The 25,128-nt window shown below is 71.2% G+C and carries 16 protein-coding genes; 15 read left to right on the plus strand and 1 reads right to left on the minus strand.

What is annotated here, in order from left to right:
- Nucleotides 1-13: 13 nt before the first annotated feature.
- From AXZ95_RS12105 to AXZ95_RS12115, 3 genes are read left to right on the plus strand one after another with little or no spacing between them, the layout of a single operon-like run.
- Nucleotides 14-451 carry a MarR family transcriptional regulator gene (locus tag AXZ95_RS12105; RefSeq protein ID WP_231371199.1) on the plus strand — a complete coding sequence of 146 codons (438 nt, stop codon included), beginning with the start codon at nt 14-16 and terminating at the stop codon, nt 449-451.
- Nucleotides 451-1,950, plus strand: a complete 1,500-nt coding sequence (locus AXZ95_RS12110) for an MFS transporter (protein WP_018192548.1) — start codon at nt 451-453, stop codon at nt 1,948-1,950. The genes AXZ95_RS12105 and AXZ95_RS12110 overlap by 1 nt, the downstream gene beginning before the upstream one ends.
- Complete coding sequence (locus AXZ95_RS12115; protein ID WP_231374510.1) at nt 1,947-2,864, plus strand: arginase family protein; 918 nt, start codon at nt 1,947-1,949, stop codon at nt 2,862-2,864. Before AXZ95_RS12110 ends, AXZ95_RS12115 begins: the two co-directional genes overlap by 4 nt.
- A 19-nt stretch (nt 2,865-2,883) precedes the next feature.
- Here AXZ95_RS12115 and AXZ95_RS12120 read toward each other — a convergent pair whose 3' ends face one another.
- Nucleotides 2,884-4,122 (minus strand): DNA polymerase domain-containing protein, encoded by a 1,239-nt coding sequence (locus AXZ95_RS12120; RefSeq protein ID WP_018192546.1) that lies wholly within the window; start codon nt 4,120-4,122, stop codon nt 2,884-2,886.
- 215 nt (nt 4,123-4,337) lie between these two features.
- On the opposite strand from AXZ95_RS12120, the gene AXZ95_RS12125 reads away from it, so the two are divergent.
- The 12 genes from AXZ95_RS12125 to AXZ95_RS12180 all read left to right on the plus strand — a co-directional run bounded on the left by AXZ95_RS12125 (nt 4,338) and on the right by AXZ95_RS12180 (nt 24,417).
- Nucleotides 4,338-4,937: a hypothetical protein gene (locus AXZ95_RS12125; RefSeq protein ID WP_018192545.1), complete on the plus strand. Its 600-nt coding sequence runs from the start codon at nt 4,338-4,340 to the stop codon at nt 4,935-4,937.
- Nucleotides 4,934-5,284 (plus strand): hypothetical protein, encoded by a 351-nt coding sequence (locus AXZ95_RS12130; protein ID WP_231374508.1) that lies wholly within the window; start codon nt 4,934-4,936, stop codon nt 5,282-5,284. The genes AXZ95_RS12125 and AXZ95_RS12130 overlap by 4 nt, the downstream gene beginning before the upstream one ends.
- 63 nt (nt 5,285-5,347) lie before the next feature.
- Nucleotides 5,348-5,899, plus strand: coding sequence for a hypothetical protein (locus AXZ95_RS12135; RefSeq protein WP_018192543.1), 552 nt, complete (start codon nt 5,348-5,350; stop codon nt 5,897-5,899).
- Nucleotides 5,900-6,038: 139 nt separating this feature from the next.
- Nucleotides 6,039-7,679 carry an ABC transporter substrate-binding protein gene (locus AXZ95_RS12140; RefSeq protein ID WP_018192542.1) on the plus strand — a complete coding sequence of 547 codons (1,641 nt, stop codon included), beginning with the start codon at nt 6,039-6,041 and terminating at the stop codon, nt 7,677-7,679.
- Complete coding sequence (locus tag AXZ95_RS12145; RefSeq protein WP_018192541.1) at nt 7,657-8,682, plus strand: ABC transporter permease; 1,026 nt, start codon at nt 7,657-7,659, stop codon at nt 8,680-8,682. The genes AXZ95_RS12140 and AXZ95_RS12145 overlap by 23 nt, the downstream gene beginning before the upstream one ends.
- Nucleotides 8,679-9,557: an ABC transporter permease gene (locus AXZ95_RS12150; RefSeq protein WP_018192540.1), complete on the plus strand. Its 879-nt coding sequence runs from the start codon at nt 8,679-8,681 to the stop codon at nt 9,555-9,557. Before AXZ95_RS12145 ends, AXZ95_RS12150 begins: the two co-directional genes overlap by 4 nt.
- Nucleotides 9,554-11,266: an ABC transporter ATP-binding protein gene (locus AXZ95_RS12155; protein WP_018192539.1), complete on the plus strand. Its 1,713-nt coding sequence runs from the start codon at nt 9,554-9,556 to the stop codon at nt 11,264-11,266. The genes AXZ95_RS12150 and AXZ95_RS12155 overlap by 4 nt, the downstream gene beginning before the upstream one ends.
- Nucleotides 11,263-12,687 (plus strand): LLM class flavin-dependent oxidoreductase, encoded by a 1,425-nt coding sequence (locus AXZ95_RS12160; protein WP_018192538.1) that lies wholly within the window; start codon nt 11,263-11,265, stop codon nt 12,685-12,687. Before AXZ95_RS12155 ends, AXZ95_RS12160 begins: the two co-directional genes overlap by 4 nt.
- A gap of 111 nt (nt 12,688-12,798) precedes the next feature.
- Nucleotides 12,799-13,788 carry an NADP-dependent oxidoreductase gene (locus AXZ95_RS12165; protein WP_018192537.1) on the plus strand — a complete coding sequence of 330 codons (990 nt, stop codon included), beginning with the start codon at nt 12,799-12,801 and terminating at the stop codon, nt 13,786-13,788.
- 275 nt (nt 13,789-14,063) lie between these two features.
- A complete protein-coding gene (locus AXZ95_RS12170) occupies nt 14,064-15,899 on the plus strand; it encodes an ABC transporter ATP-binding protein (RefSeq protein WP_231374507.1) in 1,836 nt (611 codons plus the stop codon).
- A complete protein-coding gene (locus AXZ95_RS12175) occupies nt 15,896-16,687 on the plus strand; it encodes an energy-coupling factor transporter transmembrane component T (protein WP_018192536.1) in 792 nt (263 codons plus the stop codon). Before AXZ95_RS12170 ends, AXZ95_RS12175 begins: the two co-directional genes overlap by 4 nt.
- Before the next feature lie 179 nt (nt 16,688-16,866).
- Entirely contained in the window at nt 16,867-24,417 is a 7,551-nt protein-coding gene (locus tag AXZ95_RS12180) for a DUF5979 domain-containing protein (RefSeq protein WP_231374506.1), read from the plus strand.
- Nucleotides 24,418-25,128 lie beyond the last annotated feature (711 nt).

A 25,128-nucleotide genomic window follows, 5' to 3' on the forward strand; every position in this document is an offset into this window, starting at 1 on the left:
CTAGACTGTCGATATGAGCACAGGTCAACCGGATGTGACACCGCAGCAGATCGCCGTCGACCTCCGGGCGGTGCTCGCCCGGCTTCTTCGCAAGCTGCGCGAGGCCACATCCGACGCCATCACGCCCTCGCAGGCGTCGGCCCTGTCACGCCTGAGCAAGGGCGGCGTGTCGACGGTGAGCGCGCTGGCGATGGCCGAACGGGTGCGCCCGCAGTCGATGGCGGCGATCGTGGAGGCGCTGGAGGCGTTGGGGTTCGTCACCCGCAGCCAGGACCCGAACGACGGCCGCCGGCAGATCGTCGACCTGACCGAGGCGGGATGGGCGCAGGTCGCCGGCCAGAAGGAGGCGGGCCTCGCCTGGCTCGACCAGGCGCTGTCCGAGCAGGCGTCGAAGGCCGAGCTGATCACCCTCGCGGCGGCGACCGCGATCCTCGAACGGATCCTCGACTGATGGCTCTCAAGCCTCCGCCGCCCCACCGCTTCGATCGGCGCCTGCTCGCGCCGATGATGCTGGGGGCGGTCCTCAATCCCATCAACACCGCTATCATCGCGGTGGCGCTCGCCCCCATCGGGATCGCGCTGGGGGCGCCGGCGTCCGAGACCGTGTGGCTGGTGTCCGCCCTCTATCTCGCCACGGCCATCGGCCAGCCGCTGGTCGGACGGCTAGTCGACATCTACGGCGTGAAGCGGCTGTTCCTCACGGGCGGCGCGCTGGTGGCGGTGGCGGGCGCGATCGGCCTCCTCATCCCGGCGTCCCACGACAGCATCTGGTGGCTGGTCGTCGCGCGGGTCGTGCTGGGGCTGGGCACGTGTGCGGGCTATCCGGCGGCGATGCACATGATCCGTGCGGAGGGGCAGCGCACCGGCGTCGCTTCGCCCGCCGTCATCCTCACGGTCCTCTCGGTGACGACGCAGACGGTCGCGGTGATCGGGCCGACCCTCGGCGGTCTGCTCATCGGAGCGTGGGGATGGCGCGCCACCTTCGCCGTGAACCTCCCGCTCGGCGTCGCCAGTGTCATCCTGGGCTGGATCCTCCTCCCGCGCACGACGGGCCTGGAGCCGCCGCGCGACCAACGGCCCCGCATCGACGGCCTCGGTATCCTCTTCTTCGCGGTGTCGATGCTCGCCCTGCTGGTCTTCCTGCAGAACATCTCGGTGGCGACGCTGTGGATGGTCGCCGTGGCGCTGGTCGCCGGCGCCGGCCTGGTCTGGTGGGAGCTCCGGGTGGATGCGCCCTTCATCGATCTGCGCGTGCTCGGCGGCAACGGGCCGCTGCTGCTGACGTACACGCGCTCGCTGCTCACCGCCACGATCTCCTACACGTTCGTCTACGGGTTCACGCAGTGGCTGGAGGAGGGTCGGACGCTCAGCCCGACCGCGGCCGGCCTCGTGCTGCTGCCCGTGTTCGCCGCGGGAATCGGCGTCGCGCTGGCCTTCGGCCGTCGTCCTGAGGTGCTCTGGAAGCTCCTGATCGGCTCGATCGCGCAGCTCGCCGCCGGCATCCTCGTGCTGTTCATGGGCGGGACGACACCGATCTGGTTCCTCGTCGTCACGATGCTCGTGCTCGGCATCCCGCAAGGACTCAACAATCTCGCGATCCAGAACACGCTGTACCACCAGGCCGAGCCGGAGCGGATCGCGTCCTCGGCCGGGCTGTTGCGCACCTTCTTCTACCTGGGCGCCATCGTCGCCTCCGTCGTCTACGGCAACGTCTACGGAGCCCACGCCACCACCGGCGGCCTGCACGTGCTCGGCTGGGTCGTCATCGGCATCTCGGTGGTCTTCCTGCTGATCACCGTGCTCGACCGCAGCCTGCGGGCGATCGGTCACGAGGGCGCGGGCGGCGGGGATGCGGCCGGCGGGGATGCAGGCGGCGGGGATGCAGGCGGCGCGGATGCAGGCGGCAGCGCCTCCACCGGCGAACGGTCCGCTCGTACGATGAGGGCGTGAGCAGGTCACGACACTGGGGAGTCGTCGGTGTGCCGTCGAGTGCCGGCGGTCACACGCCCGGCATGGACCTGGCGCCGGCTGCGATCCGTGAATGGGGCTTGATCGGGCTGCTCGAGGAACAGGGACACGACCTCCGCGACTACGGGGATGTGCCCGGCTTCCGGCGGCGACCCGACCCGGCGAATCCCGACCGGCAGAACATCGGCGAGGTGCACCGGGTCGCCGTGGAGACGGCGGCCGCGGTGGCTACGGTGATCGGCGCCGGGCGGAAGCCTCTGGTGATCGGCGGCGACTGCACCGTGACACTCGGCGTTGTGGCGGGCTTCCGACGGGCGGGTGCGCCGACAGCGCTGCTGTACGTGGACGGCGGTCCCGACCTGTACACGCCCGGTCGCATCGCCTACGGCAACGTCGACGCGATGGGAGTGGCGCATCTGCTGGCTCTTCCGGGCAGCGACCCGACCCTGACGACCCTGCAGGGGGAGCCTCCGCTACTGCGCCCGGACGAGATGGTCCTCTACGGCGATGCGCTCCCGGAGGACGGCGACGACCTCGAGCGCACCCTGGTGGAGCAGCTCGGACTCGTCCGTGTTCCGGCGACGCGCATCCACGTGGATGCCGTGGAGGCTGCGCGCGCGGCGCTCGCAGCGGTGGAGGCGGCGGGGGAGCGCTTCGTCGTCCACTTCGATGTCGACGTGCTCGGCCACCTGCACCTGCCGCTGGCGAACATGCCCAACCCCGACGCGGCTCCCTGGGGGCTGAGCGTCGAGGAGGTCGTGGCCAGCCTGCGCGTGTTCTCGGACAGCGACAGGTTCGCCGGCATCGTGCTGACCGAGGTCAACCCGAACAACGCGCCGGACGACGGGGCGTTGCGGGAGTATGTGGAGCTGGTCGCGAGCGGGTTGAGCGGCTGAGCGCGGGGAGGGGCACCGGCTATTCGCGGCCGGGCCACTGCCGCCCGGCCCACGGGTCGTAGTCGGCGATCAGCGGCTCCTGCTCCGGACGATCGGGCTCGGGAACATGCTGCAGGTTCACCCGGACGCGGTACCAGAGCGAGCTGGAGCCGCGCATCCCGTCGACCAGTTCGTCCGCCGGGTGCAGCCGCGCCGCGACGTCCGGGTGGGCGGCCTTCCACTGTTCGAGCGCATCCACCGCCTCCGGCTTCGTCTTCGTGCGGGCGACCTCGATGAGAGGCATCTGCGAGACGCGGCGGCCGGCGCCGTCCCCGCTGCGGGGCGGCTTCTCGGCCGGCCCCAGCTTCTTCGCGAGGGCGAGCAGGGCGTCCAGCGAACCGACCGCGTCGTCGATGCCCTCGTGCGGGTCGCCGCGCTCCGCGAATCGGTCGAGCACCGTCCGGACGGTGAACTCCTCCGGTCGCCGATCGCGCACCTCGTCCCAGTCGAGCGGGGTCGAGACGCGGGCGTCGGGCAGCGGCCGGATGGAGTAGGCCGATGCCACCGTGCGGTCTTTCGCGTTCTGGTTGAAGTCGACGAAGACGCTCTCGCCGCGCTCCTCCTTCCACCACCGGGCCGTCGCGAGCCCCGGCGCGCGGTTCTCGACCTCGCGGGCCAGCGTCTCGGCCGCGAGCCGCACGTCGGCGAACCCCCACTCGGGCGCGATGCGGACCAGGATGTGCAGGCCGCGCGACCCGCTCGTCTTCGGCCAGCCGACCAGCCCGTGATCGTCGAGCACCTCCCGCGCGACGAAGGCGACGTCCACGATCTGCGACCAGTCGACACCCGGCATCGGATCGAGGTCGACGCGGAGCTCGTCGGGATGGTCGAGGTCTTCGGCCCGGACGGCATGCGGGTTGAGGTCGAGGCAGCCGAGGTTCGACACCCACGCGAGCCCGGCCGCATCCCGGACCACCGCCTCCTCCGCCGACGTGCCGCTGGCGTAGTGCAGCGTCGCCGTGTCGATGTAATCGGGGTGCCCCTCCGGCACCCGCTTCTGGAAGAACGGCTCCTGCGTCAGCCCCTTCACGAAGCGCTTCAGCACCATCGGGCGGCCGCCGGCACCGCGCAGCGCGCCCTCCGCGACCGCGACGTAATACTGCGCGAGGTCGAGCTTCGTCAGGCCGGGCTCGGGGAAGACGACCTTGTCGGGGCTCGAGATGCGCACCTCCTGCCCCTCCACCTCGAGGAACGTCTCGGACTTCTTCGACGGGCTCATGCCCGCCACGGTAGCCGTGCCCGCGCGGCTGGGCCAGGGTCGATCGCGGCGTCCGCCTGCCGCCCGCCCGTGCCCGAAACGGAGGACATCCCGGCCTTCCCGTCTCGAAGTTCCTCCCTTCGTGGCCGATCCACGGCGCGTCGGGCCGGATCGCCTCCCTTTCCGCATGGTGCCGCCCGCGCCGGGACGCGTCGTAAAGGGAGGAAAAAAGCAGGATGCGCCCGCGCGCCGCCGAGAAACGGAGGCGTCCCACCCCGGCATCGGGCCCGATCGCCTCCGTTTCCGCGGCCCCGCCCGACATCGAGCGGATCGCCTCCATTCCTGCCGCCCGTCGGCCCGCCGGGCGCTGGGCCGCGGCGACGGCTGCTGCTAGCGTGCCGTTCGGGGGGTACGCGATGCGGCGGTGGGTTCTCGCGACGGCGATGGCGGCGGTGGTCGCGGTGGGATTGAGCGGGTGCGTGTTCCCGCCGACACCGTTCGACGGGAAGCGCACGGCGGAGGACCGCATCCCGACCGACCTCATCCCGGATGTCCAGGGCGGCGACATGTCCACCTCCCGCTATCAGGGCAGGGCCGACGGCTGGGACATCTACCTGCTGCGCGGCACGCATCCGTTCGGCATCTGCCTCGCGTACACGGACGGCACGCCGGAGCGCTCCGGCGCCGCATGCTCGGGCGGAACCTGGACGCGAGCGGGGCTGCCCGACGGCGACGAATTCGAGGTGAACCTGAACGGCTTCATCGACACTCCGAAACCCGGCCAGAACGTCCTCTCGCCCTGGGTGCGTCAGGTCAGGCAGGGAAGCGGCGGGTGAGCGGACCACGGGGCCGGAGGCGTTGGCAGGCGGTGGTGATCGGCGTCGTCTGCTGTGCCGTGCTCGTGGGAGTCGCGACGTTCTTCGTGCAGGTCCATGACGCGACCGCCGACTGGTGGCCGCGCGCCATCCCGACCCGGGTCCAGTACGACCATCGCAACTTCACGTGCGGCGACCTTCCGCGCAGGGACGACGTCGGGCCGGAGGCGCTGACCGGCCTCCAACCACGCGGACGCACGATCGGAGGCGGCGTCATCTACGCACCCCCGGGTTTCGACCTGCCGGACGGCATCGTCGTCTCGGCCGACGGCGAGCTCCGCGCGTGCCCGCTCAGCGGCGGGACCTGACCTCCGAACCGTCCACGGATTGACAGAGGCGCGCGGCACCCTCCGTCGGACACAATGGGTGCCATGGGATCCATGGACCTCAACCCGCCCATCGAGGAGCACGACGGCGTGCGGGTCCACCGCGCGCTGTGGCGGCACTGGGGAACACCCGCGGCGATCTACGGGACGATCGTCTACGCCAGCGTGATCGCGGCGACCTCGGTCGACAACGAGGACAGCGGCTCGGCCGTCCAGATCCTCGTGTTCAGCCTGGTCAGCATCGTCGTGTTCTGGATGGCGCACGTGTACTCCGACGCGCTCGGGTTCCACGGCGACGCCGACCGCCTGGGCGACCGGATGCGCGACTCGCTGCGGCACGCGCTGTTCGAGTCGAGCGGGATGCTGGAGGCCGCGGTCATCCCGAGTGTCCCCCTGCTCCTCGCATCGCTGCACATCCTCTCCGCCACCGCCGGCGTCTTCCTGGCCCTCTGGTTGTGCGTGCTGCTTCTCGCCCTGCTCGGCTTCCTGGTCTTCCGCGTGCGCGGTCGCGGAGTGTGGGTCTGCCTGGTGGGGGCGGTGGTGACCGGGCTGTTCGGCGTGGTCGTCATCGTGCTCAAGTCGCTGCTCTCGCACTGAGCCCATAGCGCCGGAGGACGCGGCGCGGAAGCGTCCGTGACGGCATGTGTCGGCGGCGAAACAGTAGGACACGCAGCATCGACGCCGCTTGCGGACTCCCGCATCCTGATGCGCATCCCCCGATGCCAGAGGAGTCCCCATGCGTTCCCGTCCCACCCGTTCCCTCGGCGCCGCAGCCGTCGTCCTGACCGGCGCGCTGGCGCTGTCCGCCTGCGCCTCCGGCTCCAACGCCGCAGCAGGCGGAGGCAGCAAGGTCGACGGCGGCACCATCGTGTACGCCCACCAGCAGGAACCGGCCTGCGTGTTCGGCGGCTGGATCGAGCAGGCCTATCTCTCGTACCAGGTGCTCGATAACCTGACGTCGCTGGATGAGGACCACAAGGTGGTCCCGTGGCTCGCGACCTCCTGGAAGCAGTCCGACGACGGACTGACCTGGACCTTCGACCTGAAGAAGGACGTGAAGTTCACCGACGGGACGCCGCTCACCGCCGCGGCCGTCGCCTACAACTTCGACTACTGGCTGAAGGGCGGCAACAGCACGGCGCTGGTCTGGCTCGACGGCTACTACAAGGATGCGAAGGCCATCGACGACACCACCCTCCAGATCGACCTCTCCCGGCCGTACCCGCGCCTGGCCGACAACCTGTCTCAGGGCTACTTCGGCATCCAGTCGCAGCACGCGCTCGAGACCCGCAGCAAGGAGCAGAACTGCGAGGCGCCGATCGGCTCCGGCGCGTTCATCGTCGACAAATGGAACCGCGGTCAGGACATCATCCTGAAGAAGAACAAGGACTACACGTCGCCCCCGGCCAACGCGAAGCACACCGGCGCGGCCTACGTCGACGAGATCGACTGGAAGTTCGTGGCCGACCCGACCACCCGCGTCGCCGCGCTCCAGGGCGGCCAGGTGGATGCCATCTACGACGTCCCCGCCGTCCAGTGGAGCACGCTGAAGTCCGGCGGCTACCAGCTGGAGAAGTACGTGACGCCGGGCCGTCCGCAGCAGATCTCGTTCAACACGCAGCAGGGTCCGTTCACCGACGAGAAGGTCCGTCAGGCGTTCGCCTACAGCCTCGACCGCAAGCAGATCGTCGACACCATCGGCCGGGGAGTCATCCCGTTCGAGGGCAACGGGGGTGTCAGCCAGGCGACGCCCGGCTACAGCGAGAAGGCGGCCGACTGGTACAGCCAGGACCTGAAGAAGGCGGATGCGCTGCTCGACGCGGCCGGGTGGACGCGTCAGGGCAGCACCGGCGTCCGCGAGAAGGACGGCACGAAGCTGACCGTCTCGCTGCCGTACGGCGCAGGCTCGATCATCAACGCGGACGGCGCGGCCATCCTGCAGGGCGTGAAGGAGCAGGCTGCGAAGGTCGGCTTCGACGTGAAGCTCGTGCCGGTCCCGCAGAGCGAGTTCTTCTCGGGCAAGTACGCCGGGCCGGACACCCACGACCTGGCCGCCGGCTACTGGACGGCCGTCACCGCGGGCATCCTCTACATCAACTGGCGTCCGTCGACCCCTGACCACCCCAACTACTCCAACGCCGCGTTCTACAACGACCCGACGCTCGAGCAGTACATCCTCGACGGCAACTCGGCCCCGACCGTGGAGGCGCAGAACGCCGCCTACGAGAAGGCTCAGGACTACATCGCCGAGCACGCGCTGTCGATCGGCGTCTACGACCGGCTGAGCACGCTCGCGGTCGCGCCGAAGCTGCGCGGGGTGTGGCAGGAGAACGCACAGGGAGGACCGACGTTCTATGACGCCTACTTCGTCAAGTGAGCTGACCGCCGCCACCGCACCGGGGCCGATCGCGCAGAACGCGATCCGGCCCCGCCGGGGTCGCGCGGTCGCGATCACGCTGCTGCGCAAGATCGGCGCCGCCCTCGTGGTGCTGTGGGGTGCGGCCACCGTCGCGTTCTTCGCCCAGCTGGCGCTGCCCGGCGACCGCGCGACGACCATCCTCAACATCCGGGCCGGCCAGGCGCAGGCGCGCACCCCGGAGGAGCTGGCGCAGATCAACCAGCAGTACGGGCTGACCAAGCCGGTGATCGTGCAGTACCTCGACTACCTCCGCGGGCTGGTGTCCGGCGACTTCGGCACCTCGTACCAGCAGTACCGGCCGGTCACCGCGGTGATCGGCGAGCAGCTCGGCAGCACGCTGACCCTCTCGCTGACGGCCATCGCGTTCGCGTGGCTGATCATGGTCGTCTGGGTCACACTGACGGCTGGTCGCGGGCCGCGGCTGGCGGCCTTCGGGTCGACGGTGGATGTGGTGACCGCCGGGCTCCCCGCCTACTGGCTCGGCATCATCCTGCTCCTGGTCTTCGGCCTCGGGCTGCACTGGTTCCCGATCATCAGCGGATCCTCGCCCGCCGGGATCGTGCTCCCGGCGCTGACGCTGGCCATCCCGCTCGCCGGGTTCATGGCGCAGAGCGTGCGCACCGAGTTCGAGCGGTCGCTCGATCAGCCGTTCGTGCTGTCGGCGCGGATGCGCGGGATGGGCGAGTGGGGCATCCGGCTGCGGCACGTGCTCCGGCACGCGGTCATCCCGGCCGTGACGCTCTCCGGCTGGGCGCTGGGGGCGACCCTCTCCGGTGCCGTGATCGTGGAGTCGATCTTCTCGCGCCCGGGCATCGGCTCGGTGCTGGTCAGCGCGGTCAACGCGCAGGACCTCCCGGTGGTCACCGGCATCGTCACCCTGGTGGCCGTCGTGTATGTGGCCGCGAACCTCATCGTGGACGTCGTCTACACCGTCATCGACCCCCGCCTGGAGCTGACATGACCGCGCTCGGAACGCCTCCGTCCCCCGCCGCCGCGGCGGTCCGCCCGACGCTCGCCACCCGTCTCGGTCGCGTGCCGTGGGGCCTGGTGCTCGCGGTCGCCTTCGCCGTGCTCCTGCTGGTGGCCGTGATCGCGCCGCAGGCGCTGACCACGCATCTCCCGACCGCGATCGACTACCAGGCGGCGCTGCAGCAGCCGAGCCTCGCGCATCCCTTCGGCACGGACGAGTCCGGCCGCGACCTCTACACCCGCGTGATCTGGGGCGCCCGTGACTCGCTGACCATCGGGCTCGGAGCTGCGGCCGTCAGTGTGGGTCTCGCACTCGTGCTCGGCACGCTCGCCGCCCTCGGGGTGAAGCCGGTGGCGGTCGTGATCGACCGGTTCGTGGAGATCCTCTTCGCATTCCCGGCCCTGCTCCTCGCCCTGCTGTTGATCGCGATCGCCGGCCCGAGCGCCGCGACGCAGGTCTTCGCGGTGGGCATCGGAACCGCCCCCGGGTACGCGCGGATGATCCGCGGGCAGATCCTCGGAGCGCGCAACTCCGGGTATGTCGAGGCGGCGACCGCGCTCGGGCACTCGCGGTGGCGCATCCTGCGCGCGCACATCCTTCCGAACGCCCTGCGGCCCCTGGTGGCGGTGTTCGCCCTGTCGATCGGGCAGTCGATCGTGTGGGCGTCGAGCCTCTCGTTCCTCGGTCTCGGCGTCGCGCCGCCCGCATCGGAATGGGGTGCCCTGCTGGATGCGGGGCGCCAGTACCTGACGACGGCGTGGTGGCTCGTCGTCATCCCCGGACTCGTGATCGTCGCCGTGGCGCTCGCCGCGACGACAATCGGACGGCACATCCAGGCACGCCTGGAGAAGGGAGAGCGGTCGTGAGCATCAGTACGGAGACCACGGAGACCGACGCCATCGTCGAGGAACTGGACTGGCCGGCGACCCGGCTGCGGGTGCGCAACCTCCGCACGGCGTTCCGGGTCGACGGCGCGCTGCGTCCGGTCGTCCACGGCGTGAGCTTCGACCTGCGGCCCGGAGAGTGCGTCGCGATCGTCGGCGAGTCCGGCTCGGGCAAGTCGGTCACGGCCCGCTCGCTGGTCGGCCTCGCGGGCCGCTCGGCGGTGGTCGAGGCGGACGAGCTGACCATCCACCACGAGGACGTCCGCGGGTTCGGCCCGCGCGAGTGGAAGCGCATCCGAGGCCGGGACATCGGCTTCGTGCTGCAGGATGCGCTGGTGTCGCTGGACCCGCTGCGCCCGGTCGGACGGGAGATCGACGAGGCGCTCCGCCTGCACGGCTGGGGCGGGCGCCGGGCGCGCCGGGAGCGCGTGCTCGACCTGCTGACGCGCGTGGGCGTGCCATTCCCGGCCGTCCGAGCGAAACAGCGGCCCGACCAGCTCTCCGGCGGCCTGCGGCAGCGCGCTCTGATCGCCTCCGCCATCGCCCTCGATCCGGACATCGTGATCGCGGACGAGCCCACCACCGCGCTCGACGTGACCGTGCAGGCGCAGGTGCTCGACCAGCTCGAGCTCATGAAGGAGCGCGGCGCCTCCGTGATCCTGATCAGCCACGACCTCTCGGTGGTCGCGCGGTTGGCCGACCACATCCTCGTGATGCGGGGCGGCGACGTGCTGGAGCAGGGGCCGGCCGGCCAGGTGCTCGGGGCGCCGGCGCACGAGTACACGCGCGCGCTGATCGCCGCGGTTCCGGGCGAGGCGACCCGCGGGCATGCCCTCACTCCGGGCGCTGCCGCGGTGCCGACCAAGCCGCCGGCCGGCGCCGTGGTGCTGGAGGCGACCGATCTGGTGAAGCGGTTCCACACCTCCGACGGCACGGTCACCACGGCTGTCGACCGCGTCTCCTTCTCGCTGCGCGCCGGGGAGACGCTCGGCATCGTGGGCGAGTCCGGATCGGGCAAGAGCACCACCGCACGTCTCGCGCTCGGACTGGAGGCCCTCGACGGTGGCACCGTTCGGCTGCTCGGACAGCCCTGGGCGCCGCTCGCCGAGAGCCGGCGGCGGGGTCTCCGGAGTCGCATCGCCGTCGTGTATCAGGACCCGCTGAGCTCGTTCGATCCGCGCTGGAACGTCGAGCGCATCCTGCTCGACGCGTTGCGCTCCGAGCGGTTCCCGTCGGCAGAGGAGCGGCGCGCGCGTGTGCTCGAACTGCTGCAGCAGGTCGGCCTTCCCGCGAACGTCCTCCCGCGGTTCCCGCTCAAGCTCTCGGGCGGCCAGCGGCAGCGCGTCGCCATCGCCCGGGCGCTCGCGCCGCGCCCGGACGTCATCGTGCTGGATGAGGCCGTCTCGGCGCTCGACGTCACCATCCAGGCCCAGATCCTCGACCTCCTCGCCGAGCTGCAGCGCGAGTCCGGCGTCGCATATCTCTTCATCTCGCACGACCTCGGCGTCATCAGTCACCTCAGCGACCGCGTCCTCGTCATGAAGGACGGGGTGGTGGTGGAGGAGGGCTCGCCGGATGATGTCTTCGAACGGCCCGCGCACCCGTACACTCGTGCCCTGATCGCCGCCATCCCGGAGTTCGATCCGGCCGCGCGAGCCGCCACCACCCCTGAAAGCGAGACCGCCGCATGAGCGAACCCAAGCAGCTCTTCGTGAACCTCTTCGAGATGGCCTGTGTGAGCCACATCACGCACGGCCTGTGGACGCTGCCGGGCAACAACCGGGAGCGCTTCGCCGACCTCGACTACTGGCTGGAGCTGGCGCAGCTGCTCGAGCACGGCGGGTTCGACGGGATCTTCCTCGCCGACGTGATCGGTGCGTACGACGTCTTCCGTGGCGGACCCGAGACGGCGCTGCGGGAGGGGCTGCAGAGCCCGAACCTCGATCCGCTGCTGCTCGTCCCGGCGATGGCCGCGGTGACCGAGCGGCTCGGATTCGGCGTCACGTTCTCGACCACCTACGAGCCGCCGTTCGCCTTCGCCAGGCGCATGTCGACGCTCGATCACCTGACCAAGGGCCGCATCGGCTGGAACATCGTCACCTCGTACCTGCCCAATGCGGCCCGCAACTTCGGCCTCGACGGCGAGGTTCCGCACGACGAACGGTACCGTTACGCCGACGAGTACCTCGACGTGCTCTACAAGCTCTGGGAGGGCTCGTGGGATGACGACGCGGTCGTCGCCGATCGCGCGGCCGGGGTGTTCACCGACCCGTCGAAGGTGCGATACATCGACCACGTCGGGGAGCGGTTCCGCGTCGCCGGGCCGCACATCGTCCATCCCTCGGTCCAGCGGACGCCGACGCTGTTCCAGGCGACCGGGTCGCCCGCGGGCATCGAGTTCGCCGGCCGCCACGCCGAGGTGGTGTTCACCGGCGGGCGCACGAGCGAGGAGTTCCGCCGCAATGCCGACGGGATGCGCGAGGCGGCCGTGCGGCACGGTCGCGAGCGCGACGACATCCGCTTCATCGCGATGGCCGGCGTCATCGTCGGCCGGACGCAGGAGGAGGCGGAGGACAAGTGGCGCCTGTACCGCGAGCGCGCGAGCCTCGACGGCATCCTCGCGCACAGCAGCCTGCCGGTCGACCTGACCGCGTTCCCGCGCGACATCACCGTGCGCGAGGCGCTGGCCCGGGCGGATTTCCCGGCGGAGAAGGTGCCGTACCTGCCGCTCGACACGACGGTCGGTCAGGCGCTCGATTTCATCAAGGTGGGCCGCGACGAGCGGTTCCTCGTCGTCGGCGACCCGAAGACCGTTGCGGATGAGATCGAGCGCTGGCTGGACGAGGACGGTCTGGACGGGATCAACCTCCGGCAGTACCACTCCTTCGACACGGCGCGCGACTTCGCCGAGCTGGTGGTCCCGGAGCTGCGTCGCCGCGGACGCCTGCCGGAGGAGGGCGCCACCTCGGGGACGCTGCGCGAGCGGCTGTTCGGGGCCGGAAACTCCCGGCTCCCGTCGCGTCACATCGGCACCCGCTACCGCGGAGGAGCGAACCTCGATGTGCCGGTCGAGCCGCTGCAGTTGCACTTCGAGCACGCGGCGTCCTTCTGACGGCGGGTTCCCCGGGTTCCTGGCAGAGAACCGTAGATTGTAGAGTTTCTAGCCAAGCTAGGTATATCCTGACGCCACGGCCGGCCAGGCCGACAGCAGAAGGAGCATCCCATGGCGAAGAAGCCCGGGGAGACGGTGGTCTTCGAGTACGACGGCAACGGGGATGTGGACGTCCTCGAGAAGCGGAGCCGGCCGCTGCCGAATCCGAGCGCGGACGAGGTGCTCGTCGAGGTCATCGCGACGGGCATCAACCACATCGAAGGGTTCATCCGCACCGGTCGTGAGGAGGCGTGGGCGGACGAGCCGTTCCCGCGCGGCTCGGGCAGCGACTTCGCCGGGATCGTCGTGACCGGCGACCTCGGCGGACGGTTCAGGAAGGGCACGGCGGTCATCGGGCACGTGCGGACCGGCGCGCACGCGGAGCACATCGTCGTCCCGGTGGGTGCGCTGGTGCCGAAGCCGCCGCACGTGCCGTGGGAGGTGGCCGGCGGTCTGTACCTCGCGGGCGTGACCGCCCTCGACACCCTCGACGACCTCCGGATCGGACCGGACGACACCGTCGTCGTGTCGGCGGCGGCCGGCGGCGTCGGCAGCATCGAGGCGCAGCTGGCCAAACATCGCGGAGCCCGGGTCATCGGAACGTGCGGTGACCGCAACTTCGACTACCTGCGTCAGCTCGGCATCCGGCCGGTGCGGTACGGCGAGGCCATCGAGGAGCGCATCCGCGCCGAGGCGCCCGGCGGGGTCACCGCCCTGATCGACAACTTCGGGCAGGACGGACGCGCCCTCGCGGAGTCGCTCGGCGTTCCGCCGTCGCGATACCGGTCGAGCGAGGACCGCCGCGACACCGAACTGCGGCTGCTGCAGGACGACCCGGAGACCGTCGCGCACGGCACCGCGCAGTTGGGCCGGCTCGCGCAGTTGGCGGAGGAGCGTGCGTTCACCCTGCTGATCTCGGGGTTCTATCCCCTCTCCGACATCAAGTACGCCTACGACGATCTCCAGAACCTGCACTCGCGCGGCAAGATCGTGCTGGGGACGCATCCCGTCACCACGTACTGGACCCTGAAGACCCGCGACGTGCAGGAGGCGCGGGCGTAGCGCCCGCCCGGCCGCGGTTGCGGAAACGGAGGCGATCCGGGCGCATCCGCTCCCCGCCGCCTCCTTTTCCCGCTGTTCTCCGGCGCGCCGCGCGCCAACTCCTCCCTTTCCGCCGGCGACGGAAACGGAGGAGATCCCGGCCGACGCGCCGCCGGGGTGCGGGAAACGGAGGAGATGAGTTCGGGATGCGACTCGTCGCTCCTCCGTCGCCGACTCTTCGCGCCGCCCCCACCCGTGCCGTAGCGTGGAGCGGGTCGGCGAGAGGAGGGGTGTCCGTGGGCGATCGGAGGTCCGTGGACGCTGTTCCGTCCGCATCCGGCGCCCCCGCATCCACCCCCGTGCTCGCTGCGGAGGCGCGCGGTGTCCGGGTGCGGCACGACGGAGCCGCCGCCTGGACTCCTGACGGCATCGACGTCACCGTCGCGCCGGGGGAGGTGCTGCTCGTCCTCGGGCCGAGTGGATGCGGCAAGTCGACCTTCGCGCTGACCCTCAACGGACTCGTGCCGCACGCCGTCCCTGCCGATGTCGAGGGGAGCGTCCGGGTCGGTGGTGTGCTCACGCGGGATGCGACGGTCGCCGAGCTGAGCGAGCACACCGGCATGGTGTTCCAGGACCCGGATGCGCAGCTCGTCGCGCGCACGGTGCTGGACGAGGTGTGCTTCGGGCCGGAGAACCGTCTGCTCCCGGTCGCCGAGGTCGAAGCCCGGGCCGAGTCGGCGCTGCGGGCCGTCGGCCTGTGGGAGCGCCGCGACGACGACCCCGACACGCTCTCCGGCGGAGGGCGGCAACGGCTGGCGATCGCGTGCGCGCTGGCGCTCGACGCCCCGCTGCTCGTGCTCGACGAGCCGACCTCCAACCTCGACCCCGCGGGCGCGGAGGAGGTCTACCGTCTGCTCGGACGCCTGACGGTCGCGGGGTCGACGCGGTCGGTGGTGCTGATCGAGCACGATCTGGACCTGGCGCTCCCGATCGCCGACACCGTCCTCGTGCTCGACGGGGCGGGCCGTCCGTTCGCGTACGGCCCGGCCCGGGAGCTGATCCGCGACCGCGCCGAGGAGCTGAACGAGCTCGGCGTCTGGCTGCCCACCGCGACGACCGCGGCTCTGCGCCTGCGCGCGGCCGGCATCCCCCTCGACCCGCTGCCCCTCACCGCCTCCGACCTCACCCGAGCCCTCTCCCCAGCCCCCGTCCCCCCACCGTCGAGTACGCAAACTTTGCACGCTCCGGAGCCGGATCGTGTGCAATTTGTGCGTACTCGACGGCGGGCGGAGGCCCCCGAGGGCGAGGAGCACGAGGGCGATGAGCGGGCGGCTGCAGCGGTTCGCGTCGAGGGGCTGACGGTGCGGCGCGGGCGGCGGACCGTGCTGGAGGATGTGTCGCTGCGCGTCGGGCGCGGGGAGTTCCTCGCGGTCGTCGGGCCGAACGGCGCGGGCAAAACCACGCTCGTGCAGGCGATCGCCGGGGTCGCGCGCGCCCCGCGCTCGACCATCGACGTTCTCGGGCTCAACCCGGCGCGGGCGTCCGTCCAGGCACTGCGCGAGACCGTCGGGTTCGTCTTCCAGAACCCCGAGCACCAGTTCGTCACGCACACGGTCGAGGACGAGTTGACGTTCGGGCTGCGGCAGCGTCGCCTGCCCACGGCAGAGATCGCCGACCGAGTGGATGCGATGCTCGCGGTCCTGGGGCTCGCCGACCGCCGTTCGGCGCATCCCTTCCTCCTCTCCGGCGGGCAGAAGCGTCGCCTGTCGGTGGGCACGGCGCTCATCGAGGGAGCGCCGGTGCTCGTGCTCGACGAGCCGACCTTCGGCCAGGACCGTGCCCGCGCGACCGAGCTGCTCGACCTCCTCGCCGAGCTCAACAGCGGCGGAACCACCGTGATCGCTGTGACGCACGACCTCGGGCTGATCGGCGAGTACGCCTCGCACGTGGCGATCGTCGCGGGCGGCCGGCTGCCCCTCGTGGGCGAGACGGCCCGCATCCTCGGCGACCCTGCGCTGCTCGAATCGCACGGACTCCGTCAGCCCGTCCTGGCGCGCGCCCTCGCGGACCCCGCCGTTCCCGAACCCCTGCGCGGCCTCTCCCGGCTCGCCGACCTTCCCGCCGCCCGATGACCGCGACAGCCAGCGCACCGCGCCTCGCGGAACGCCCACCCGGCTTCCTCGCGCGCCTGAATCCGCTCGCGAAGGTCGCCGCGGTCGTCCCCGCGTGGATCGGGCTTCTCGTCACCCGGGACCCGGTCGTGCCGCTCGTCCTCCTCGTCGCGGCGGTCGTCGTCCTGCTGGTCGGCGCCCGGCTCTCGCCTCGAGCACTCGTGCTGCTCCTACTCGGGATGCCGGCCGGAGTGCTCCTGACGGCGATCGGCTTCGGCCTGTGGGCCGAACCGGGCAGGTCCGCGGACGCGACCGTCCTCGTCGCGGTCGGCTCGTACGAATTCACGGTCGGCGCGCTGGTCGTCGGTCTGACGACCGCGCTGCGAATCGCCGCGATCCTCGCGTTGGCGCTCGTCGGCGGCCTCACGACGAGCGGCCCCGACCTCGCCCGCGCCCTGACCGCGCAGCTGCATATCCCGTACCGGTTCGCGTACACCGCGGTCGCGGCTTACCGGTTCGTGCCGCTCTTCGCCTCCGAGCTCGCTGCGATCCATCGCGCGATGAGGGTTCGCGGTGTCGCACCCGGCCGCGGACCGGTCGCCGCCGTGCGCCGGGCCTCCGCGATGGTGGTGCCGCTGCTCGCCTCCAGCATCCGTCACGCCGACCGGGTCGCGCTCACCATGGAATCCCGCGCGTTCGGTGCCCATCCGCGCCGCACCGAACGCATCCCACCCCAGTGGCGCGCGCGGGACACGGTGTTCGTCGTCGCCCTGTGGGCGCTCACCGCGGCGGTGCTCGTCCTGCGCTGACCCGCTGACCCGATGGTTCTGCCCCCAGTACAGGGGAATACGGCCCTCCAGCAGGGTGAAGCCGGGGTGAAAAACGCTCAGCTGCGTCCCCGATTCCGAAAGACTCCGGCAGTACCCGACGCGTCGCGTGTTCCCGCACCTTCGCGATCTCCCGACTGTTCTGCCCGAAGGACCACGTCTTGCTTACCCGACTCCGTTCGTTGTTCCTGCCTGCCCGCGGTGCCCACGCCCGCCGCCGTACGCTCCGCGCTCCGGCCAGTGTGGCCGCGGGCATCGTGCTCGCCCTGATCGGCGCGGTGGCCGTCGGTGCTCCCGCGGCCAACGCCGACGACCTCGGCTCGGGTGTGCTCAACCTCTCCAAGACGGCGAACGTCACCGAGGTCACCCCCGGTCAGAGCTTCCTCTACACGCTCAACTACGGCTGCTCGTCCACGACGACGGGATGCGTCAACGCGGTCCTGACCGACCCCGTCCCGGCGCCGCTGCAGATCGTGGGCAAGCCGACCGTCGTCGGAGCGGGCAGCGCCACCACGACGGTCAGCGGAAACACCGTCACGGTCGCCTTCGCCGACAGCGTCCCGAACACCGTCCCGGCGAGCACGGGTCTCGCCGCGGGCACGACCGGGTCGGTGCAGATCCAGGTCACCATGCCGCAGAACGTGGACAAGTCCCTCGACGGCACGCAGCTGACCAACAACGCGACCTTCACGGCGACGAACGCGTCGACCGTCAGCGGCTCCGTGCCGGTGACCGTGCACGTCCCGGATGTGATCACCGCGTCCGTGTCGAAGACCTGGACGCCCGGCTCGACCCAGTACAACCCGGGCGAGACCTCTCAGGTCGCTCTGACCGTCGCGAACACCTCGAACATCCCCGCCACCAGCCTGACGGTCGCCGAGCCGGCCGATCCGTCCGCCGCCGGCAACACCTTCGAGTTCTACGACCTCGCGGGCTTCGGCGCCGTGACCTTCCCCGCGGGAGCCGACCAGGTCCAGGTCATCGCGCTCACCGCGGGCGGACCGGTCGACGGACCGGTCGGCGCGACCCCGCAGCTGTCGTCCGGCGTGCAGCCGGGTGACGTCACGGGCCTCCGCTTCGTGTTCTCGTCGAGCACCGGCGACACCATCGAGGCCGGCGGCACCGCCGGATCGGTCGCCCTCAGCCTGGTCCAGCGCGCGACCGGCCGCACCGGAGGCGCGAGCCTGGTGGCCGGTGGAACGCGCACCAACCAGGTCGGCGCGACCGTCAGCACGCCGAGTGGAGACGGACAGGCGCCCCCCGCGTCCGCCCAGCAGATCGTCGCCCCGCTCACCGTCTCGGTCTCGGCCGACAAGTCGTTCGTCGACCCCCAGATCCCCGCGGGCGACTCGTCCGTGGCCACCGTCACCGCCAAGAACACCTCGACCGGACCGCTCACCAGCCTGACGGTGACCGAGCCGGGCTCCGGCACCTTCTTCACGAACAAGGTGACCTTCGGCGGCTTCACCTCCGCGGCCGCGTGGCCGCAGGGGGCGACCGGCGCCACCATCCACTGGTTCGTCAACTCGGGAACCGCCCCTGCCGATTCCACCGTCGACCAGGCCTCCGGTCTGCCCGGCGCACCGACGCTCAGCGGCGGGCAGTACCTGACCGGCTTCCAGATCGTCTACACCGGTTCGATCGCCCCTGGCGCCACCGCCAGCATCCCCTTCACCGTCAACACGACGACGGATGCGGGACCCGCCGGCTCCGGTTTCGTCACCTACCCGAACACCGCGACGGTCGAGGGTGCCAACCCCGCCGGCACCGCGACCGACACGGCGAACGCCAACCTCGACGTGTACTTCCCCGAGGTCAAGCTCACTCTCGACAAGACCATCACGCCCAGCACGGTCATCCCGGGCGGGACGAGCCTCGTCCAGCTGTCTGCGCAGACGCCCACCGGTACCAGCTCCGTCCGGCCCGACACGATCGTGATCACCGAGCCGCAGGACACCGCGAGCGCTCCCTACTGGAACGCCTTCGACGCGACCGCGATCGCCCCGACCAGCGTGCCCTCCGGCTCGAAGCTGACGATCGAGTACACCACCGACGGCACGACGTGGAACACGCTGACCGTCGTCGATGCGACGGCCGCAGCAAAGACGTACTCGGCGACTCTCGACAGCGTGCTGCCGAACGGGACGACGCACTCCGACGTCCGCGGCCTGCGCTTCACCTTCACCGACGCCGACGGCTTCGGTCAGGCGACCAACGTCAAGCCGGCGATCACCTTCACCGCGCGCGGCGAGCTGCGCGACGGCAGTGGCCCCACCAACCCGGGCGCCTACCCGACCGTCACGCCGTACCAGAACTGCGCGGTCAGCCAGGCGTCCGGCACGGTCGCCGGCTCCGGCATCACCAGCCAGCCCGCCGTCGACTGCGACACCGTCGGCGTGCAGGCGACGCAGGGCGGCCCCGGCCCGCTGCTCGCGGCGAAGAGCTGGGACGGCACAAAGGTCGTCCAGGCGCAGTCCGGCGCCACCACCGGCGTGACGCTCGGCTGGGGCAGCCAGGTCAGCGGGATGCAGTCGATGACCATCCAGGACCCGGCCGTGCCGAGCCCCATCGGCGGCAGCGTCTTCCAGGCGTTCGACCTGGTCCGCATCGACGCGATCACGCCGACGTCCACCGCTGGTGCGACCCTCGACCCGCAGATCCGCTGGGACAAGGTCTCCAAGGTCGAGCTGTTCGACGGGACGCAGTGGAACGACATCACGTCCGCCGCGTGTCCGACGGCCAACGCCTGTGACGGCGTCTTCCCGGGCTACACGCTCACCGCATCGCAGCGCGCGAGCACCCAGGGCGTGCGCCTGACCGTGATCGAGAGCCCGAACCGCGCCGCGCGCATCCAGTCGACGGGTGACCCGACCGCCCCCGCTGTCGGGAGCGGCGTCGCCAGCGTCAGCGCGAGCGCCCAGCCGAACGGCCGGACCGTGCACCTCGACCTCGCCATCCGCAACACCGTCCGGGGCGGCACGGCCACCGACTGGGTGACCGGCACCCGCACCTACAACCTCGGCGGTTCGCCGGGGGCCGTCGACAACACGGTGCGCGTCGGCGCGCAGCCGTTCGACGGCGACCCGGTCAGCCGTGACGCGAACGACCACGTCACGATCATCGACCCGACGTTCACCACGAAGGTGACGAAGACCGCCTCCCCGCAGACGCTCGTCATCCCGCAGCCCGACGTTCCGGCCTCCGCGTACCCGAGCACCACGTATGCGACGACGGCCACGAACACCTCCACGAGCAAGACCTGGCAGTTGCGCCTCTCCGACCCGACGGAGTGCGTGAACGCCACAACGTCCGACCCGTGCGTGTTCGCGCCCTACGACGCCGCGGCCAACCCGTTCGAGCAGCTGAACCTGACGAAGATCGTGGTCGACCTGAGCCAGGCGTCGGGCGTCCAGACGAGCGCCAGCAGCGTCTCCCTGCTCCACCTGGCGGCGGACGGCAGCACCACGACCCAGACGGTGACGCTCGCGCAGGCCATGGCCCTGACGCCGGCCGACCTCAGCGATGTCGTCGCGGTCAGCGCGCTCCTGCGCGGCACCAACGCCCAGGGCACCGACGGCACCGGCGGCACGATCGCGCCGCAGCAGAAGGTCGGCCTGACCCTGACGGCGCAGCTGCGCAAGACGACCCGCACCGGCGGAACGGCTCCCGTGCCCAGCACGATCCTCAACAACGCGCACGCCACCCTCCACGACGACGTCTACCCGGCCGTGCAGGCCGCCGACGAGCAGGGCGTCATGGTGACGCTCCAGAACGGCAACCTGCAGGTCACGACCGGCAAGACGTTCAACCCGACGAGCACCCTGCAGGCCAACCCGGTCGACCCCATCCAGGTCAACCTGCGCGCCCGGTCGACCGGGACCCTGTCGCCCAAGGTCCTCGTCATCGAGGATGCGGACGACAGCTTCTGGAACGCCTTCACCCTGAAGTCGTTCACGCTGCCCAACACGCCGACCGGCGCCGACCGGGTCCAGGTGGATGCGCGCACGGGTCAGGGCGCGAACGCCCAGTGGCAGTCGGGGACGCCGACCGCGATCGGTTCGGCGGCCCTCCCCGCCGGTGTCGCCGCCGCGGACGTGACCGGCCTGCGATACACCTACACGCGTGCAGACGGTGCCGCCTTCTCCGCTTCGGAGGACAAGGACGACGTCCGGCTGAACGTGTCGCTCCGCGCCACCCTGCGTGACGGCAGCGGCCCGGTGACCTCGACCGTCGTCGCGCAGCCCATGCCCGGCGAGACGGCCGCAGGCACCATCTCCGACACGGTCACCGCCGACGCGTCCTACAACGACGTGCACGCCACCCAAGCGAACGCCAGCGCGACCTTCACCGTCGACCCGGGCACCGCGAAGCTCCAGGTCGAGAAGACCAGCCCGGGTCAGGCGGCCTCCGGACGCGAGGTGAACTGGACCCTGCGGTTCAAGAACAGCGGAACCGGCAGCCTGGCCAACCCCGTCGTCACGGACACCCTGCCGGCGGACGGTTCCTTGCTCTACGTGCCGACCAACGTTCCGACGTTCAGCACCTCCACCGGCGGAACGCTGCCCGTCGACGGCGCGGTGATCACCCGCACCTACGACGCCGCGACCGGCACCATCCGGTTCACCTGGCCGGCCGGTTCGCAGCTCGCGCCCGGAGAGACCTACAGCATCACCATCGGCCTGCAGATCAAGCCGGGACTCGCCCCGGCGAAGACGGCGGTGAACACCTTCGGGGTGTCCACCGACCGCCAGCTCACCGGCGCGAACTGCACCGCACTCAACCCGGGCAACGGGCGCGCCGTGACCTTCGCGGGCAACACCTGCTCGACCAGCAACGTCGTGACGACGCTGTCGCAGGGGTCGTTCACCGCATCCAAGGGCGTCAAGTCGTCCACCGGACAGGCGCAGAACGTCGTCAACCCGGCCCTGCCCTGCACTGCCGACGCGGACGGCTACTACCGGTACCCGTGTGCGGCGGTCAGCGCGATCGGCGCGACCGACGACTGGAAGCTCGAGATGGTCAACGGCGGAAACGTCGCGGCCAAGACGCTGACCGCGGTCGACGTCTTCCCGTACCCGGGCGACACCGGCGTGGTCGACTCGTCGCCTCGCGGCTCCGTCTACTCGCCGAAGTTCCTCGGCGACCTGACCTTCCAGCCGACCGGTGACGCCGCGGGTGCGGTGATGACCTGGTACGTGACGACCGCCGCGAAGCCGTGTGCCGCCGACATCACCCCGGGCTCCTCCTGCCCCACCGGCGCGTGGGTCCCGTCGAGCGAGATCGGCTCGACCGTCCAGGCAGCGGATGTGACCGGCGTCAAGATGGTCTTCGACTTCAGCGGCACCGCATCCGGCACCCTCGCGGCCGGCGCCGCCGTGAAGGTCACCTACACGAGCACGAACGTGCCGACCACCACGGCCGGCGACCACCGCGCTCCGGTGAGCGCCCCGGTCACCGCCGTCCGCGCCTGGAACTCGTTCGGCTTCTACCCGACGTACGTGTCGGGCTCGCAGCCGGCCGGCCCGCAGGAGCCGATCAAGGCGGGCGTCATCCTCACCGGCGGTCCGCTGCAGATCACCAAGACCGTCACGGGACCGGCGGCGCAGTACGCGCCGACCAGCTTCCAGGCGGATGTCAGCTGCACCATCGGCGGCGTCGCCGTCGGTCTCGCGGCGAACGCGGCGGTGACGCTCAGCGCGGCGAACCAGTACACCGCGAGGATCGACGGCATCCCGACCGGCGCCCAGTGCGCGGTCGTGGAGCACGGCGCCGATGGCTCCTACGGTGAGGCGAGCCGGACGGTCACGCCCGGCTCGGTCACCATCGCGGCGGCGGACGCCTCGGCTCCCGTGCCGGATGACCAGAAGGTCTCCATCGTCAACGACTACGGGACGACCGACCTGACCGTAACGAAGCACGTGGACACCGCGGCGACGGCCGGCGCCTTCGGGCCGTTCGGCGTGAGCGTGGTCTGCACGGCCCCGCTCGGCCAGAGCATCCCGCTCGCCGCCGGTGACGCAGCCTTCACGCTCCAGGACGGCGGGTCGCACACGATCAGCGGTCTCCCGGCGCGCTCCAGCTGCGTCGTGACGGAGACGGATGCGGATGGTGCGGCGGCCTCGCCGAACCACGTCGCGATCTCGGTCGACGGAGCACCGGCGACCGACGGCACGCAGGCGACGGTGGTGCTCGGCACCGGCCCGCAGGCCACGACCGCGGACATCACCAACCACTACGCGGCAGGCGCCCTCGCGATCGCCAAGATCGTCGACGGCGATGCGGCGGCGGGGTACGGCGACGGCCCGTTCACCGTCCACGTCACCTGCGTCTACGCCGGAGACCAGACCCTGTTCGACGGCGACCTCACCATCGTGGGCGGCCAGACCCTGACCGTCCCGGGCGTCTACCCGGCCGGCACCGAGTGCTCGGTGGTGGAGACGACCGACGGCGGAGCGACCGGAAGCACCGTGGACACGCCGACCGTCACCATCCCGGGTGCGACCGACGGCTCCGTGCCGACGGTCACGGTGAGCGTGACCAACACGTTCTCGGCGGGCAGCGTGACGATCGTCAAGCAGCGCGTCGGTGACGGCGTGGCCCGCTACGGCGCCGGTCCGTTCACGGCGCAGCTCGTCTGCACCTGGCAGAAGGACGGCCAGACGCTCACCATCCCGCTGCCGAACGCCGGCCTCGTCACCCTCGACGACGCGAACGGCTACACGGCCACGGTGACCGGGCTCATCCAGCGCGCGCACTGCGACGTGACCGAGACCGCGACGGGCGGGGCGACCGCCGTGTCCATCGCACCGAGCGGCGGCGTCACCGTCCCGGCGGGGGCACCGGCCGAGGTGACGATCACGAACACGTTCGACACCGGATCCCTCGTCATCGACAAGAAGCGGATCGGCGACGGCGTCGCCTCGTTCGGAGCCGGCCCCTTCACCATGCAGATCACCTGCACCTACGAGGTGGATGGGGTGGTCACCCCGATCGACCTCGGCGCCGACGGCACCGTGGTCCTGTCGAAGGCGAACGGCTACTCCGCCACCATCGACGGCCTGATCGCCGGCGCATCCTGCGCCATCGAGGAGACGGACGCCGGGCTGGCGACCGCCACCACGATGGACCCGGCCGACGGCACGGTGACGATCTCGGCGGGCGCCGCGGCGACGGTCACCGTGACCAACCGCTTCGACGTCGGGCACCTTCGGATCGCGAAGACGGCCGACCGGGCGACGGCAGCCGTCGGCGACACGATCGTCTACACGATCACCGTCACCAACGACGGACAGATCGACGCGAAGGATGTGGCCGTGACCGACCACCTTCCGAGCGGCATCCAGGTGCTCGGCGCCCAACCCGCCGCGGCGAAGGCGACCGACGGCGAGCTGCACTGGGTGATCCCGGGCATCGCAGCGGGCGAGAAGGCCACCATCACGCTGGCCGCGAAGCTCATCGCGCCGCAGGACACGACCAACCGCGCCAGCGTCGAGACGCCGAACGGCCCGTGGGATCCGTCCACCGGCGACGAGCGGTGCGGTGACGGGGCGACGGCGTGCGCGACCGTGACCGATCCGCCCGTCCACGGACTGGCGAGCACCGGAAGCGACCTGCTGGGATCGCTGGCCTGGGCGATGACCGCGCTGGCCGCGCTCATCGCCGGCGCCGGCCTGCTCCTGCTGCGCCGCCGGCCGAGGCTCCGGAAGCGATGAACCAGACCCGATCTGGTCAGCGACCGGCCGAGGGAGAGGCTGGGTAAGCCCTCTCCGTCGCGCGGCGGGGAGGACGGGAACCTCCCCGCCGCACTTGTTTTCCGAACCGGCGTCATGATCCGGCCCGTCGGCACTCTCTTAAGCGGGGTCGCTCGACAGGGCCCGTGAGCGCGGCGAATTCGGCCCGCCGCCTCGCGGTGCCGCTCGTGCGGTCGCGGTGGGCCGGGTTTTCCCGGCCCGGTCCACCGCAGCGCGTCCCCCGGAGGCGATCCCGAAGCGGCCGGGCCGCATCCCCCTCCGTTCCGCGCAGCCTGTCCTAACCACGAACGGACGACGCTGCTACCGCGCGTGTGTGGGAACGGAGGCGATCACGGAGCGGTCGGGCGGGAGGCCCTCCGTTTCGCGCGTCGTGCCCGCGCGTCGCCGCGTATCCCCTCCCTTCTGTTCCAGTCACGAAGGGAGGACGCCCCCGCCGCCGCGCCGCATCCATGCCGGGAACGGAGGCAATCGTGGAGCGGTCGGGCGGGATGTCCTGCGTTTCGCGCGTTCTGCCCGCGCGTCCCCTCCGTTTCCATTGCTGTCGGGAAGGGAGGATGCGGCGGTCGACGCGACGCGTCCATGCCGGGAACGGAGGCGGATCGTGGTGCGGTCGGGCGGGACGTCCTCCGTTTCGTGTGGCCCGCCGGGGTGGCGGTACGTATCCCCTCCGTT

The organism is Leifsonia sp. 115AMFTsu3.1 (genome assembly GCF_004362795.1).
Classification (GTDB): domain Bacteria; phylum Actinomycetota; class Actinomycetes; order Actinomycetales; family Microbacteriaceae; genus Leifsonia.

Bases quoted from the DNA above. Each gene is read 5' to 3' on its own strand.
- AXZ95_RS12145 (WP_018192541.1), top strand. From the start codon at position 7,657: ATGACGCCTACTTCGTCAAGTGAGCTGACCGCCGCCACCGCACCGGGG.
- AXZ95_RS12140 (WP_018192542.1), top strand. From the start codon at position 6,039: ATGCGTTCCCGTCCCACCCGTTCCCTCGGCGCCGCAGCCGTCGTCCTG.
- AXZ95_RS12120 (WP_018192546.1), bottom strand. From the start codon at position 4,122: ATGAGCCCGTCGAAGAAGTCCGAGACGTTCCTCGAGGTGGAGGGGCAG.
- AXZ95_RS12160 (WP_018192538.1), top strand. From the start codon at position 11,263: ATGAGCGAACCCAAGCAGCTCTTCGTGAACCTCTTCGAGATGGCCTGT.
- AXZ95_RS12175 (WP_018192536.1), top strand. From the start codon at position 15,896: ATGACCGCGACAGCCAGCGCACCGCGCCTCGCGGAACGCCCACCCGGC.
- AXZ95_RS12165 (WP_018192537.1), top strand. From the start codon at position 12,799: ATGGCGAAGAAGCCCGGGGAGACGGTGGTCTTCGAGTACGACGGCAAC.
- AXZ95_RS12105 (WP_231371199.1), top strand. From the start codon at position 14: ATGAGCACAGGTCAACCGGATGTGACACCGCAGCAGATCGCCGTCGAC.
- AXZ95_RS12110 (WP_018192548.1), top strand. From the start codon at position 451: ATGGCTCTCAAGCCTCCGCCGCCCCACCGCTTCGATCGGCGCCTGCTC.
- AXZ95_RS12125 (WP_018192545.1), top strand. From the start codon at position 4,338: ATGCGCCCGCGCGCCGCCGAGAAACGGAGGCGTCCCACCCCGGCATCG.
- AXZ95_RS12150 (WP_018192540.1), top strand. From the start codon at position 8,679: ATGACCGCGCTCGGAACGCCTCCGTCCCCCGCCGCCGCGGCGGTCCGC.
- AXZ95_RS12135 (WP_018192543.1), top strand. From the start codon at position 5,348: ATGGGATCCATGGACCTCAACCCGCCCATCGAGGAGCACGACGGCGTG.